Below are 16,887 nucleotides of genomic sequence, written 5' to 3' on the forward strand. Positions count from 1 at the left end.
GGCAATACAAAGTATGTATGCTAAGCCCTACAGCATCCAACCTACCCATTATTCACACCAACCTTTAGATTGGAGGATTATTTTTTTTAGCAAACGAGCAGAGTGGGTACAGCGAATTTATTGCAGCTTTATGTAAGTCTCTTACTCCACAAGTGGGCCATTACAACTATTAAACTCCGCAAAAAATTAACATAAATCATAGCTCGCATTAGACGAAGTCGTAATACAAGATGGTGAGGCACAAACTCGCATATTATTTACACTATCCTTAAATTATTCTTAGCCGCTAAAACAGTGGGATGTGTAGCACCTAATTTCTTTGTACCAATAGCTATTGCCTTTGCAAAATAAGACCTTGCCGCCTCTTTTTTACCCTGTTCAGAGTATAACGTGCCCAGGTTATTCATATAAGTCACTAAAAACGGATGATCTTCACCATGCTTTTTTTCAACAATGGCTATAGCTTGCAAATAAAGCGGCTCTGCTTTCTCATACTGCTTTAACTCGCCATAAACATAGCCTAAGTTATTTAAACTTTCAGCGTATAATGGATGCGCTTCTCCTAATGCTTTTTTCCTAATCGTCAATGAACGTCGATACAAGGCTTCAGCTTTACGGTAGTTCTTTTCTTCCACATACAAGCCCGCTAAATTGTTTAGCCCATTCGCTATCAAAGGACTGTCGGCTGGAAGCTTCTTTTCATAAATAGCCAGGGCTTGCTGATACAAGGATTCTGCTTTTCTGAAATTATGCCGTTTCACCTGAAAAGTCCCAAGACTTAGTAATGCATTGGCAGTACTAGGATGCTCATTTCCCAATTTGCTTTGGTAAAGCGTAGCAACCTTTTTGTAAAGTTCTTCTGATTGCCTTGTCTTTCCTTGCTCTCCATAAATACCTGCCAGGTTATTCATATCTCGACCGATAGAACGATGGCCCGCAGGAAGGAATTTCTGGTCAATGGCTAAAGATTCCAGATATAATTTTTCTGCCTCTATATAACGGCCCTGTGCTTGATACAGACGGGCCATATTATTTAAGGTCGTAGCATAATCAGGGCCCTTAATTTGCAACTCCTTCAGAATTGCTAACTCTCGCTCATACGTGCGAGTCGCCTTTTCATACTCCCCGATTCCTTCATAGGCTAATCCAAGATTATCTAAACTCGGGGTTAACGAGTAATCTTTAGAATCAGTATGTTGCTCATGTATTTTTATAGCACGTAACAGTAGGGGTATTGCTTTTTCATTTAAGTCTTGACGTATATAGAAATAAGCCAGATTATTAAGGGTTCTCGCCACAGTCGGATGATTTTTTCCGTATAGTTGTTCTTTCAGATTTAATGCGTGAAAATAAAGTGGTTCGCACTTATTGTAATCTCCCATATCCTCATAAAGGTCCGCAAAATTAGAAAAAAGTTCAGCCCTTAACGCCATATTTTGTGTTGGCTCTTTCTTTAAAATCTCCTGAGCCTCTTTATAAAGAGATTCGGCCTGAGCATATTTATTTTGATCTTGATAAACTGTACCCAAAATAACTAAAAATGGAACCCGCTTAACATCGTCTTTACTGTGCTTTTTATCAAAAAATCTCAATGATTTTAAGGCATAATACTCGGCCTTATCATGCTGTCCTTGCTTGCCACAATTCCTGGAAAGGAGATTTAATGCTCCTGCAGCTGAATAGCCCTCACCATATAACTTTTCAAAAAAGAACAAAGCCTTACGTAAAAATTGATCTGCCTGCTTAAAATTTCCTTGAGTGTAATAGGAATACCCTAACTTAAAACAGCTCATGGGTAAATGTTGAACCTCTTTATTTAAGGCAATCGTATAAGCTTGTTTTGCCAGACTTAAAGCCTTTTTGCTATAGCCCTGTCTTTCAGCTTTCCTATAACGAACATTTACAGTTTCCCATGGTGTTTGATGTGCCCAACTCTGGCTTAAAAATAAAAATAAGATTAAAGCAACAACTATTTGCCTGTTTATTTGAATTCCCATGTTCTACCTACTTCATTTAAAAACTGATTCAACAACATACTCTTATCTTCTATTCCTACTTTTTTAGCGCCAAAGAATACATGTTGCCCCACCTACTTGGATTGAGAAAGAAAACCCGCTGTAATCCCTAAAAGACCACCCGTAGTAAACGAAGTCGTCATTCAAACTACACCCAGAAAATATAACTACATTATCCTTAAATTATTCTTAGCCGCTAAAACAGTGGGATGCGTAGCGCCTAATTTCTTTGTGCCAATAGCTATTGCCTTTGCAAAATAAGACCTTGCAGCCTCTTTTTTACCCTGTTCAGAGTATAACGTGCCCAGGTTATTCATATAAGTCACTAAAAACGGATGATCTTCACCATGCTTTTTTTCAACAATGGCTATAGCTTGCAAATAAAGCGGCTCTGCTTTCTCATACTGCTTTAACTCGCCATAAACATAGCCTAAGTTATTTAAACTTTCAGCGTATAATGGATGCGCTTCTCCTAATGCTTTTTTCCTAATCGTCAATGAACGTCGATACAAGGCTTCAGCTTTACGGTAGTTCTTTTCTTCCACATACAAGCCCGCTAAATTGTTTAGCCCATTCGCTATCAAAGGACTGTCGGCTGGAAGCTTCTTTTCATAAATAGCCAGGGCTTGCTGATACAAGGATTCTGCTTTTCTGAAATTATGCCGTTTCACCTGAAAAGTCCCAAGACTTAGTAATGCATTGGCAGTACTAGGATGCTCATTTCCCAATTTGCTTTGGTAAAGCGTAGCAACCTTTTTGTAAAGTTCTTCTGATTGCCTTGTCTTTCCTTGCTCTCCATAAATACCTGCCAGGTTATTCATATCTCGACCGATAGAACGATGGCCCGCAGGAAGGAATTTCTGGTCAATGGCTAAAGATTCCAGATATAATTTTTCTGCCTCTATATAACGGCCCTGTGCTTGATACAGACGGGCCATATTATTTAAGGTCGTAGCATAATCAGGGCCCTTAATTTGCAACTCCTTCAGAATTGCTAACTCTCGCTCATAAGTGCGATTCGCCTTTTCATACTCCCCGATTCCTTCATAAGCTAATCCAAGATTATCTAAACTCGGGGTTAACGAGTAATCTTTAGAATCAGTATGTTGCTCATGAATTTTTATAGCCCGTAACAACAACGGTATTGCTTTTTCATTTAAGTCTTGACGTACATAGAAATAAGCCAGATTATTAAGGGTCAGTGCCACGCTCGGATGATTTTTTCCGTATAATTGCTCTTTCAGAGCTAATGCTTTACGATACAAAAGTTCACATTTATTATAGTCACCCATATCTTTATAAAAATCAGCCATATTAGTTAAGAGCCCAGTTCTTAATTTCATGTTTTTTAATGATTTTTTACTTAAAATTGCCTGAGCCTCTCTATAAAGATTTTCTGCCTGCGTATTTTTATTGTAATGTTGATATACTGTAGCTAAAACAACCAAATACGGAACTCGTCGAGTATTATTTCTTCTATGCTTTTTATCAAAAAGTCTTAACGACTTTAGGGCATAATACTCGGCTTTATCATACAACCCTTGTTCTCTATAATTCCGAGCAAGAAGATTTAATGTCGTTGTAGCAGAATAATCATCTTCACCATATAATTTTTCAAAGAAAAACAAAGCTTGACGTAAAAACTTATCTGCCTCCTTAAAGTTTCCTTGCACATAATAAGAATACCCTAAATTAAAACAGCTCATAGGTAGATGCCTAACTTCTTTATGTCGAGCAATTGAAAAGGCCTCCCTGGCAAGTGTCAAAGCTTTTTTATTGTAACCCTGTCTTTTGGCCGCCCAATATTGAGCATTTACATTTTCCCATGGTGTTTTTTGCGCCCAACCGATACTTAAAAACAACAACAGAATAAAGGTAACAGCCAGCTGCTTGTTTATTTGAACTCGCATGTTCCACCTACTTCATTTAAAAACTGATTCAACAACATACTCTTATCCTCTATTCCTACTTTTTTAGCGCCAAAGAATACATGTTGTCCCACCTACTTGGATTGGGAAAGAAAACCCGCTGTAATCCCTAAAAGACCACCCGTAGTAAACGAAGTCGTCATTCAAACTACACCGAGAAGATATAACTACATTATCCTTAAATTATTCTTAGCCGCTAAAACAGTGGGATGTGTAGCGCCTAATTTCTTTGTACCAATAGCTATTGCCTTTGCAAAATAAGTCCTTGCCGCCTCTTTTTTACCCTGTTCAGAGTATAACGTGCCCAGGTTATTCATATAAGTCACTAAAAACGGATGATCTTCACCATGCTTTTTTTCAACAATGGCTATAGCTTGCAAATAAAGCGGCTCTGCTTTCTCATACTGCTTTAACTCGTCATAAACATAGCCTAAGTTATTTAAACTTTCAGCGTATAACGGATGCGCTTCTCCTAAAGCTTTTTTCCTAATCGTCAATGAACGTTGATACAGTGCCTCGGCTTTACGGTAGTTCTTTTCTTTCACATACAAGCCCGCTAAATTGTTTAGCCCATTCGCTATCAAAGGACTGTCGGCTGGAAGTTTTTTTTCATAAACCACTAGTGCCTGTTGATATAAAGATTCTGCTTTTTTGTAATTTCCCCGTTCTTCATAAAAAGTTCCAACACTTAGTAATGCCGTGGCAGTACTGGGATGATCATTACCCAATTTATTTTGATAAAGTTTCGCGGCCTTTTGATATAACTCTTCTGCTTTTTTCTCCCTCCCTTGAGCACTGTAAACTCCCGCCAAATTGTTCATATATCTACCAATAGAGCGATGGCCTTCAGGAAGAAACTTCTGAGCAATTGTTAAAGCCTGAAGATACAACTGTTCTGCCTCGTAATAATTGCCTTGCAATCGATATAAAGCAGCCAAATTACCTAAGTTCGTCGCATAATGAGGACCATTAATTTGTAGGTTTTTTTTAATACTCAGACTTCTTACATAGGCATGCTTTGCATAACCATACTCTCCTACTCCAGCATACGCCAAACCAAGATTATTCAAACTTTTGGTTAACGTATAATTGTTAGCGTCTGTATATTGTTCATCAATTTTTATCGCGCGTAAAAGCAAAGGTATCGCCTTGTGATACAAACCACTTGCAGTGTAAAAAGTAGCCATATTATTGAGAATCAATGCCACCTCAGGGTGACTTTTTCCATATAATTGCTCAGCCAAAACTACCGCTTGATGATACAATGGCTCGCATTTTTCGTAATAACCCATTTCTTCATAAAGACCTGCAAAATTAGAAAAGAGACCAGCTCTTAATCTCAAATTTTTTGTCGGCTCTTTATTCAAAATTTCCAAGGCCTCTTTATAGAGACGTTCTGCCTCAGCATATTTATTTTGATGCCGATAAACAGTACCTAAAGCAACTAAAAAGGGAACCCTCTCAATCTCATCTTTACGATGATTCTTATCAAAAAATTTCAATGCTCTTACAGCATAATATTCTGATTTATCATATTGCCCTTGCTCATTATAGTTTTTAGCAAGAAGATTTAATGCGCCAAGTGCAGAATAACTATCCTCACCATATAGCTTTTCAAAAAAAAACAAAGCCTTACGTAAAAATTTGTCTGCCTGTTTAAAATCTCCTTGGGTATAATAGGCATATCCTAAATTAAAACAGCTCATGGGGAGATGTTTAATCTCTTTATTTAAGGCTATCGTATAGGCCTGTTTTGCCAAACTTAAAACTTCGTTGCTGTATCCCTTCCTTTCAGCATCCCAATAACGAGAATCTATATTTTCCCAAGGTGTTTTTTGTGCCCAACCCTGGCTTAAAAATAAACATAGGACTAAAGCAAGCACTATTGGTCTGTTGATTTGAATTCCCATATTCCACCTACTTCATTTAAAAACTGATTCAACAACATACTCTTATCCTCTGTTCCTACTTTTTAGCGCCAAAGAATACATGTTGCCCCACCTACTTGGATTGGGAAAGAAAACCCGCTGTAATCCCTAAAAGACCGCCCGTAGTAAACGAAGTCGTCATTCAAACTACACCCAGAAAATATAACTACAATATCCTTAAATTATTCTTAGCCGCTAAAACAGTGGGATGTGTAGCGCCTAATTTCTTTGTACCAATAGCTATTGCCTTTGCAAAATAAGACCTTGCAGCCTCTTTTTTACCCTGTTCAGAGTACAACGTGCCAAGGTTATTCATATAAGTCACTAAAAACGGATGATCTTCACCATGCTTTTTTTCAACAATGGCTATAGCTTGCAAATAAAGCGGCTCTGCTTTCTCATACTGTTTTAACTCGCCATAAACATAGCCTAAGTTATTTAAACTTTCAGCGTATAACGGATGCGTCTCCCCTAATGCCTTTTTCCTAATCGTCAATGAACGTTGATACAGGGCTTCAGCTTTACGGTAGTTCTTTTCTTCCACATACAAGCCCGCTAAATTGTTTAGCCCATTAGCTATCAAAGGACTGTCGGCTGGAAGCTTCTTTTCATAAATAGCCAGTGCTTGCTGATACAAAGATTCTGCTTTTCTGAAATTATGCCGTTTCACCTGAAAAGTCCCAAGACTTAATAATGCATTGGCAGTACTAGGATGCTCATTTCCCAATTTGCTTTGGTAGAGAGTTACAACTTTTTGGTATAATTCTTCTGATTGCCTTGTCTTTCCTTGCTCTCCATAAATACCTGCCAGGTTATTCATATCTCGGCCGATAGAACGATGGCCCGCAGGAAGGAATTTCTGGTCAATGGCTAAAGATTCCAGATATAGTTTTTCTGCCTCTGCGTAACGACCTTGGAATTGATTCAAGCGCCCCAAATTATTTAAAATTGTGGCATATTGAGGACCATTAATGTGCAAAGTCCTCATAATTTCCAATGCTCGTTCATAAGTGCGATTCGCCTTACCATACTCACCTACTCCCTCATAGGCTAATCCAAGATTATCTAAACTCGGGACTAACGTGTAGTTTTTAGAGTCTGTATGTTGCTCATGAATTTTTATAGCACGTAACAACAATGGTATTGCTTTGTCATTTAAGTCTTGGCATATATAACCGTCCGCCATATTATTAAAGATCAACGCCACCTGTGGATGGTTTTTTCCATGTAATTGTTCTATCAAGGATAATGCTTGCTGATAAAGGGGCTCACTCTTATTGTAGTCTCCTGTAGCGTTATAAAAATCAGCTAAATTAGCAAATAAACCCGCTCTTAATTTCAAGTTTTTTGATGGTTCTTTGCTTAAAATTTGTTGAGCCTCTTTGTAAAGATTTTCTGCCTGCGTATTTTTATTGTAATGTTGGTATACTGTAGCTAAAACAACCAAATACGGAACTCGTCGAGTATTATTTCTTCTATGCTTTTTATCAAAAAGTCTTAACGACTTTAGGGCATAATACTCGGCTTTATCATACAACCCTTGTTCTCTATAATTCCGAGCAAGAAGATTTAATGTCGTTGTAGCAGAATAATCATCTTCACCATATAATTTTTCAAAGAAAAACAAAGCTTGACGTAAAAACTTATCTGCCTCCTTAAAGTTTCCTTGCACATAATAAGAATACCCTAAATTAAAACAGCTCATAGGTAGATGCCTAACTTCTTTATGTCGAGCAATTGAAAAGGCCTCCCTGGCAAGTGTCAAAGCTTTTTTATTGTAACCCTGTCTTTTGGCCGCCCAATATTGAGCATTTACATTTTCCCATGGTGTTTTTTGCGCCCAACCGATACTTAAAAACAACAACAGAATAAAGGTAACAGCCAGCTGCTTGTTTATTTGAACTCGCATGTTCCACCTACTTCGTTTACAGACTGATTAAAGCTCGTTTGCTCTTCGCTCATTACTACATCTGAAGGAGCAAAAAATGAATGCCGATTCACCTTTTTAGGCTCCTGAATAATTGGGGCTGGAAATATAGCTCCTACCGAATCCCCCAACTCATTTGTCCTCTCAACAAACTTGGGGACAAGGTTCCCTAAATAATGTATTACTTGAGTATACCAAACCGCCTGAGCATGCTCCGAAGCAAGATGCATGGAATTTGCTGCAGCTGCATAGTTACCTTCATCTAATTGTTTACGGCCTTCCCCAACAAATGATTTGCTTTGCTCTTGAAATAATTCGACGACCTTTTCATCATATAAAAATGTATCCAAAACCCCGATCCCAACTAAAACCCAACCGATGGGACCAGCAAAAGCACCAGTGGCGGATTTTAAAGCAAAGTTAATAGTCAGATCCCCAGCAGTATTTTGCATTGCAGTACCCCAAACATCCTCTTTTCCACCAAGAGAAGCACCATATAAATTGAAAATAAAGCTAATATAAATAATACCTCGACTCCCCATATAAGCTTTAACACCAGCCCCATCAGGAGAAGACAATATTTTAGCTAATTTATCTGCTGAATCAGCGCCAATTTTTTTAGTAAGCCGAGCCCAAGTGTCCTCGGAGCTTGCTTTAACCACTAGGCTAACTGCAGATAAGATTTGGGTTTTAAGCTTCTGTTCAAGTACAGAAGTATTTTTTCCTTTTTCTGAGGACTTAACAATTTCTGCCGCAGTTTCCTCAATATCGCGCTTATTTTTTTCAGGAATCAAAGAAAGTAGCTCTTGCAATGCAGCAGCTGCCTCCTTTTCAGCAACCGACCGTTCTCGATCATTTTCATTTTCTTTTTCAGTCTTTTCCCCTAACTCTTCTTCTTCCTCCTCTTCCTCTTCCTCACGACGAGAAGGTAAAACAGGTTCTCTTTGCTCTGGAAGCTTAGTCTCTGGAACACCCTTAAGCCCTAATGCAGTAGCTATTTTTTCCGCTCCAGATTGAATGTTCTCGACACTTTTTTGCATGTAATCTGAATTAGTAACAGGAACATCCACGGTCACGTGCAACTCGTCGTTTTTAAGTACGGTAGCACCATTTGCAGATTCGGTATGTACCTCTCCCACAACTTCTTTTATGACAATTTGAGCGCCATTTTCTCCATAAACAACAGGAGTATGTTCTACTTGGCGATCTATTTTATCAAAAGTGACTTCTGCCACAGCAATGGCTTGCTCTCCAGTTGCATTGGACGCTTGCTGACCAGCCAACCGTTGTAAATCATGCACATTAAGGCTAACGCCCATACCAGAATAAGATTGATGATCAACTAGCTTTTCGCTAACCAGTTTAGTGATTTCTACCACACCACCATTAATCAGCATCTCACTACCGGTCATATGCGCTTCGTCGATGACGACAGAATGTCCGGTATTATCGGCAACATACATACCGCTATGTTCTCTGACAACGGCTGAATTGCCTTTGCCAACATATGCGGATATTTGTCCAGATAGACTCACTTGGCCTGATTCTGTTTCCGTAGTACTAAGATCCTGCTTGTCAATAATACTCAAATGCTCAATCTTTGCATCCAAGCTCCCTGCGACAATTCGTGCACCATCAAGAGTAACCTGATGCATAGCCCCTCCTTTATAACCTAACTCCATATGACCACCAGCAGACAATTCTGCATTGACATGCTGTGTCGATTTGGTGCTCGTGTGTGAATAGGCAAAAGATGCATCTTGAATTTGTCCCGTGGGGGAAACCCCAACACTTTGACTAGTAACCGTTTGATCTACAGAGGAATGAAGCTCAGCAGAGCGAGCAACAATTTCAGGAGCATTGACCACCATATTGCCCCCTGCGTGAACACGCACGCCATTTTCTAAATCGATGCCTTCTCCAGCTTCCAGATATACATTACCCCCTCGATTTACACCGCCTACACCTTGAGTCTGGTACTTAGTTTTAGTTGTACTTTCTGTCATTGTTACATTGATAGTAGGTGAAAACCCTTTCCCACCGGTGCCACCTAATCCATAGCGTGCAAGTATTTCGCTAGTCAGAGTATGATCGCTCAAACCGCGCATAAAGCTGCTGGTGGTATTATATAAATTAATCCCCAGATTTGATGCATTCGCTAAAAGCTCTGTTGTGTTATTGCTACCCAGCATGGAATTTAACTTGGACAAAGTAGCATCTTCCGCACTCATCGCATCATAAAATGAGCCGCCACTTTTCCACGAGCTCCAGGCTCCCATTCCCGGTACAGAAACACCGATTCCTCTGGATTTTTCAATAACCTCATGATCTAGAATAGCAGTTCCAAACGAGATGCGCCCATGCTCTGCTCGCATATCCAAATCACCATTACCCGCAAAATAAGCACCGCGAGCATCAATACTTCCTTGCGTAGAATAAATACGTGTTACGCCATTATCAACAAATAAAGTAGGAGCGACTTCCTCGTGTTTTTCATCGATTGAATGTTTCGATAATCCCCAGAAGCTACTTGAAGATTTATGCTTTTTAGTTTGCGACTTTAAACTATAAAGTAATACGGTATCCCTGGAGGAAACTTGAGTTCCGCCTGGAGAAATAAAATGGGTTGCAACAGATGTTACCCCCCCTTCTTCGGCCACTAAAGTATTTATCCCACCAAAAGATTGAACATTGGAATGACTAACAGAAGTCGTTGTAGTAACACTTTCGCTGGATTTACCATACCAAGTTTTTGTTTTCTTAACTTTTGAAACATGGGTCTCTTGTCTTGCTTCTAAATCAATACCGTATCGCCCGTAAATATAGTTCGATCCATTAGCAATAAAATTAGAAGCATCAGAACGCACCATACCATTCGCTTTCAGATAAAGACCAATTCCATCCGTATCAGCTAAACCACCGCCTCCAGCGATTAATCCGGGATCAAAGGTTGTAACTTGTCCGTAAGGGCCTCGATGTGTTGACACATTACATTTATTAATTATATCACCTGCGGCAAGTAACTGAGTGTATGCTCCTCCACGAATAACTCCTCCGCAATTCACAATATTCCCGCTTGTTGCCTCCATGTAGGTTTCACTACGCCCATTAATAACTCCGCTACTGCCCATAGGTATACCCCAAGGATTTGGAGGGGGCTCTGTCGTGTCTTTAGGCTTAGACCGAGGAAAAGGGGAAGTAGGAACACCACGAACAACTTTTTCCCAGATACCGCCGGGTTTCTTGGTAGGCGCAGGAACAGAGCCAGGAGTAATATTGATTATCTCACTGGCCTTAATAGAAAGTATATTCCCATTAATACTACCACCCACGTTATAAAAACCGCCCGCAGCCTCAAAACAAACCAAGCCAGCAGCATAAATCTGATTGTTCGTTCTAATCGCCCCAGCAGATTTAACCAAAATGTTAGCGCCACTAAGTGTACTTAATAAATTAATATCCGTGTCCGTGGAAATTAATTTAAGCGTATAATCTGAAATGTAATCAGAGTGCGTAGTAATCCCACTAGCTTTTACCGTTAAATCACAACGGCGATAAAAAGGTAGAGTAAGATCCATGTAATCTGTGGTATCAAATTCAAGGCTACCAGAAACACCATAGCTACTGTACTGCCCACTACCAGAAATAAATTGATTGGCATTAGCTAAGTGTTTAATATCAAAAATGGCATTATCTAGATTTGATGAACCATGTAAATTAGCAGTGTCTGCTTGCACCGCAAAAATATTTCTAGTTGCAGTACCTGATCTGGGTAAATCTGATACGGAGATTCTACCCGCATGCTCATAATGTTTCGTAAAAAACGTAGTCTGGCCTTGATAAGATAATTGGCTGTAATCTACTAATTTATTAGTTGTAACGGTAGAGTCTACTATATGCTCACGCCCATATTGGCTTAGTACTATATCTGTTATGGTAACATTTGAATGATCTAAATTGAATGTTCCATCAGCATTACCTAATAAAGTGCCGTTAAATACCGACTTCTCAAGAGATAAATCTCCACCATGATGAATTTTAGTACGGTCAATCCCTACATCAAAACCTGAAAGGTGCGTGATACCAGTGATATCTCCTGTTTCAGCAGAAATAAACCCATGCGTCAGATCAATTTCGGCAGACGTTCCTACCTCTAATAATTCGCATTTCTCCGTTTTCTCAACCCCATCCTCTTCAGTACGTTTACCATGAATGGAGGTAAAATCACCACCTGTAAGTTTACCATTCAACTGTACTTTTTTTGCCTCAATAGCAAAAATATGTTGAGGTTTAAACTCTTTTTTATCCTCAGGAGTCTCTCCTGCAGGAGTTTCACCTACTGGAGTCGTGGTATCAGTTTCTGAATTCTCTTTGGGAACAAATAATTCATCCTCTGCAGTCTTTTTTCCATTGATGGAAGAGCCTGCTTGCAAAGAAACAGTTTCCGCTTTAACTGACAGAAGATGTTGATAGTCTACTTTTCCTCCAACCTGAAAATGGTCAGTAGTGATCCAGCTATCATCTGATTTGAACTCGGAGGTTGCTGTAGTTAAAAATTCCTCACTATAGTGAAAACTAGTTTTTTGAGAATCAACAGCACCTGTTGAAACAAAGCTATTTCCCGTTAATGCACTCTGAGTTATCCTGGTGTTCGATGTTTCGCTATCACGAAATTGAGTAACCTCACCAGAGCATTTATCTAAAACCTGAGTGTTATTTTGTTGCAAGGAATCGATGTCTAAAGAAAAGCTATCCAAATTCACATGGCCATCATTCACTACCTGATGGCCAGTAATTGAACCATAGCTCAGCGTTATATCTGCATGTTCACCAATAACGAGCTTATCAAATTTGGCAGGCTTCTGTTCTGCTGTATCCTCTGAGGCACTCACAGATGTAGCTTCAAGTGGAGAAGGCTCTGGCTTAGTTTCTATACCTTGTATCAGCGTATAATCTCCACCACTCATAGTTCCATCGAGCATCACTTCCTTTGCTTTTATTTGCAACACATGATGAGGATTAAACTCTTTTTTGACCTCTATAGCCTGTTCGTTAGTTTCTTCAACTGGTTCTGTTTCTTGAACTGGCTCTGTCGTCGATACTTCTTGTACAGTTTCCGTTGTTTGTGCTGGTGCCACTTTAGGTACAAATAGCTCATCATCTGACGTTCGCTCGCCTCGAATTACGGAACCTTCAGTCAATATAACCTTATCTGCTTCGATAAAAAGACCTTCTTCATGTTGTATTTTACCGGCGATGGTGACTTCATGGGCTTTCATAGAAAGATGGGAAGTGTGGGCAGTAAAATTTTCCCCCAGGTTAATTTGATGCTCATAATCCAAAAATGTTCTTTGGGCCTCCAAATGTCCCGTTGACGTATAATCAACTCCCGTAACAAACATATCAGAAAATTCAGTTATCGCATCGTCAGAATCAGTAAATTGAGCAATTTTCGCAAAACCATGACTTAAATGGAGCGTCCCCTCTTGCTCAAGCGAATCGACCATCACGCATGCTTGCTCTCCACGCATCGTGCCAGTATTCACTGTTCTATTTGCTCTATAGGAAAATCGATTAAGCCCTTCTAGAGTTCCTTCGTTATAACCATATTGAGTAGAAAAATTAGCATCCCCCCCTCCAGACCAACCACTATTAAAAAATGCCTGATTATTTATATTATGAGAGAATGCCGAAAACTCTGCTCCAGAGTTAAAACTAAAGAGGCTTCTCTTTGAAGTATTGGACGATAAGATTCCTCCAATATTGAGATTAATTAAGGAATCATCACTATAGCAACCCAAAACTGCCCCTGCTGAACGCATTGCAAAATTTTTATAATCAAAGCCTGCGGCAGCTGATTTAATATCATAAAGCGATAGTGTTTTATCAAGAAATGTACTCTGAATAGAGCTAAGAGCATCGCTCAGATGAGAGAGCTCTGACGGGACCGCGCACGCCATGTTCGCCGCTCCATATGCGGTGGAAATAAGACTCTTTAGACAACTTAACTCAGCCATCAGCTCATGAGATCGCATATGCTTATAGTGTTCCAGGTTAAAATCTGAAAGCTTATGATAAAGACTTTGGACACTGTTGCGAAAATTAGGATCTACAAACATTAGACCCAAATTAATTGCACTACTATAACCAGGAAGTAATGTTGTAGCAGCGATTTTAGCTACTGCTCCCAAGTTACTTAAATTGAAAATATCCCCTGTCTTTCCAGCCAAATTAGGTGTGATTAAACCCGCATTAACTGATAACAAGGTACTGTTTGAATAATTATTTGCGGCAATAAGGCCCCCATTAGCACCATAAAACCCTGCAACAGATAATGATCTTTTTGCATAAGTCTGGCCTAACACGTTAAAGAAATTACTATGGATAACCATCTCTTCTGCAGAGAGTGACCCGGAGTTATATACTTGAGAATCAAATCCCAGGAACATATTCTCAGCCTGAATTGAACCTTGATTAGTGAGAGTGCTTCCTGTAACTTTCAGTTTTCCACACAGCTCAACAGCTCCTTCATGTTGATAATGAGCAGCCTCAATACATAAGCCTCCACGCCCTTCAATTAAGCCTTCCTCAGCAACGGTTAATTCATGAAGCACGTTAATAAAAGGCATTGGCCCTTCTTGTTTTGATTCTTGTTCTGTCTGCTCTTCCTGAGGTGCGTCATGTACTACAAGTGCCCCCATCACGTGCATGTCATTGGCCTCAACTTGCGTCACTCCCGCTAAGGCTAGTGATGCATCAGAAAAAACTTCTAACTCATTTTGGGCAGTAATAGCGGAATTAACCACATCCACCTTGCCCAAAATCGATATAGCGTCTCCCGTCAATGCCGCTTTTTCTAATTTAATTTGAGCATCTAGCGCCACATCAATTAATCCTTCAACCGTCACCATAGACATGGAGTGAGCTGAAAATTGATCGTAAATAGATAATTCTTTTGCTGATAAAAGGCTAGAACATAACTCTGTACGTCCTAATGCAGTAAATTTTTTAGCTTGAACTTTTGAGTCAGTGCTAATAATAGTTGAATCAACAGTATTTTCGAGTTGAGAATCAACAGCTAAAGCACTCTCTTCTTTCAATCTAAGCGAAGAGCTATCCATCAGGGCAACATCAAAAGCCCTTAATACTGAGCCTTGAGACAACTCTACTGTACTTCTCTGAGAGCTAAGCTTATCCTCAATAACAAGAGCACTTGTTTCAAGTTGAATACTTGCATCTTCTTGTTTTAATCGTTCACAAAAAACTGCTGAGTCTTTTGCTTTCATTGCTCCTTGTGAATGCAAAAGTCTTACTTTCATTACACTCTTATCTTCTAATTCAATTTGACCATTAAGATAATTTCTGATGTCATCATCAGTAATGAATTTTGAGTTTCTAAGTTTTAATCCGGCATGAAGTAGATGGCTTATTTTTTTCTCAGAAAGCCCATATACTGTAGAGTCATCAAGTAGAATATGATTAGAGCACTCCAGTATTGCTGTAGTAAAACCACAGCCTCTAAACAGTGCGGGGTCTTCTACAGCACCGCCATTTATTTCCAAATATTTTGAATTAGAGAATAAAGAATTGATATTTGCTTTTTGAGAAGTAATATTTAGGGAATTCACCTTAAAATGAGCTCTATCAATAACCACCGCACCATTCAAAACTAAGGTATCCCCAAAAATACGGGACTCCCTTAAATCAGTGACTCCATTGAGCTCTAGTAATACTTCCGAAGTGATAACAGAGTTTTTACTTGTTAATCGACCATCTATTGTTCTTAAGTATTTTGTCTCAACATTGGCTTTATCAAATAACAATCGTCCTCTGGATTTTATTGAAGTATCTGCTTTAAGCTTAGAGTCATGAATAACCGTCTCAGCCTCTTCATCAACAAATAACTCTTCAATTTCAATTACTGAATGGCTGTTACATTCTAAAGATCCTGCATATACGCTGCACACGCCCCCTTTATAAGCACTATCATGGATAGAAAAATCACGGTCATGCACGTATGTTATTGGGGCAATAAAAAGACAATTTTTAAGCTCTGTTAGCGCTTTATTGCCATGGGTAAAATAATCCGAAAGCTTTATCAGAGAGCTACTCGCATCAAAAATACCCTGCTGCTCGATATGCTGTGCTTCCAAATGGCATTGTTCAAGCAGCAACTCGCCTTTATTTTCTATTTCGTTTACAGAAGACATTGTATTAAAAACATGAACTAAAGCTGACTCATCAATAGCTAATTGTTCATCAACCAACAATGCCCCCTCCTGAGGCAAAGCAGGGTTTCCGATACGGGCTTGAGTATCTCCCCGAAGATGTAAATTACCCGTATGAATATGATTGGTTCCTAGAAATCTAAAGGTGGATAATTCAGTTTCGTGGCCCCAAACTGATGATTTAGATGTTAAAAAACATTCATTATTGACAGTAAAGTCCCCGTTCATTTCACTCTCTGTGGAAACGAGGCGTAACTTGTCAACTATTGTTTTAACCGAAGTATCTTGTTTAAAAAATTGTGCACTAACATCAAATTGCCCTGATGTTTCTACACTCGCAGCCTGATGAACATAAGCGGCATCAATAATTAAATTCTCTGACTTAATAGGTGCTAAAAGACCTATACCTTGACGCGCCTTTAGGAGAATAGATCCTTGAGAAGTAACTTCATCATCCAACCAAAGTGCCTCTGCATCAATGGCTAATACTGAATCAGTCTCCAATGTGCCCTTTATATATACAGGGCCTTTCGCATTAATAAAACACTCTTTTGTTTTAATGGCAGCAAATAGATTAATTTGCTTTTCAGTATAAGATTGAACTATTAATTTTCCATCCAGAGTGGAGTGCCATTCTAAAATCTTAATACCGTTGTCATAGAGTTCCCCATGGCTTTTCGTCCCAATCACACTATCCGTAATATTATATTCACCATTCTTATCGGGTTGAATTGCAGCCTTGGCATGTTCCTGATTGGATTCAAACCAATTAATCTCAGCTAAATAATCAGCATTTACCTCTCGAGGTAATACTCCAAGATCATGCATTCCAATAGTTAAAACTTTAATTGCGCTTGCCAT

The 16,887-nt window shown here is 39.2% G+C and carries 5 protein-coding genes; all 5 read right to left on the reverse strand.

Going from position 1 to position 16,887, the window contains the following annotated elements; all coding sequences use genetic code 11:
• Nucleotides 1–257: 257 nt before the first annotated feature.
• The 5 genes from J2N86_RS09835 to J2N86_RS09855 all read right to left on the reverse strand — a co-directional run bounded on the left by J2N86_RS09835 (nt 258) and on the right by J2N86_RS09855 (nt 16,887).
• Nucleotides 258–1,997 carry a tetratricopeptide repeat protein gene (locus J2N86_RS09835; RefSeq protein ID WP_252579218.1) on the reverse strand — a complete coding sequence of 580 codons (1,740 nt, stop codon included), beginning with the start codon at nt 1,995–1,997 and terminating at the stop codon, nt 258–260.
• A 185-nt stretch (nt 1,998–2,182) separates the two neighbouring features.
• Nucleotides 2,183–3,925 (reverse strand): tetratricopeptide repeat protein, encoded by a 1,743-nt coding sequence (locus J2N86_RS09840; protein WP_252579219.1) that lies wholly within the window; start codon nt 3,923–3,925, stop codon nt 2,183–2,185.
• Nucleotides 3,926–4,110: 185 nt separating this feature from the next.
• Complete coding sequence (locus tag J2N86_RS09845) at nt 4,111–5,853, reverse strand: tetratricopeptide repeat protein (RefSeq protein WP_252579220.1); 1,743 nt, start codon at nt 5,851–5,853, stop codon at nt 4,111–4,113.
• Between the two features lie 184 nt (nt 5,854–6,037).
• Nucleotides 6,038–7,780: a tetratricopeptide repeat protein gene (locus J2N86_RS09850; RefSeq protein WP_252579221.1), complete on the reverse strand. Its 1,743-nt coding sequence runs from the start codon at nt 7,778–7,780 to the stop codon at nt 6,038–6,040.
• Nucleotides 7,765–16,887 carry a hemagglutinin repeat-containing protein gene (locus tag J2N86_RS09855; protein WP_252579222.1) on the reverse strand — a complete coding sequence of 3,041 codons (9,123 nt, stop codon included), beginning with the start codon at nt 16,885–16,887 and terminating at the stop codon, nt 7,765–7,767. Before J2N86_RS09855 ends, J2N86_RS09850 begins: the two co-directional genes overlap by 16 nt.

This window comes from Legionella lytica, from assembly GCF_023921225.1.
Classification (GTDB): Bacteria; Pseudomonadota; Gammaproteobacteria; order Legionellales; family Legionellaceae; genus Legionella; species Legionella lytica.

Bases quoted from the DNA above. Each gene is read 5' to 3' on its own strand.
- J2N86_RS09835 (WP_252579218.1), bottom strand. From the start codon at position 1,997: ATGGGAATTCAAATAAACAGGCAAATAGTTGTTGCTTTAATCTTATTT.
- J2N86_RS09840 (WP_252579219.1), bottom strand. From the start codon at position 3,925: ATGCGAGTTCAAATAAACAAGCAGCTGGCTGTTACCTTTATTCTGTTG.
- J2N86_RS09845 (WP_252579220.1), bottom strand. From the start codon at position 5,853: ATGGGAATTCAAATCAACAGACCAATAGTGCTTGCTTTAGTCCTATGT.
- J2N86_RS09850 (WP_252579221.1), bottom strand. From the start codon at position 7,780: ATGCGAGTTCAAATAAACAAGCAGCTGGCTGTTACCTTTATTCTGTTG.
- J2N86_RS09855 (WP_252579222.1), bottom strand. From the start codon at position 16,887: ATGGCAAGCGCAATTAAAGTTTTAACTATTGGAATGCATGATCTTGGA.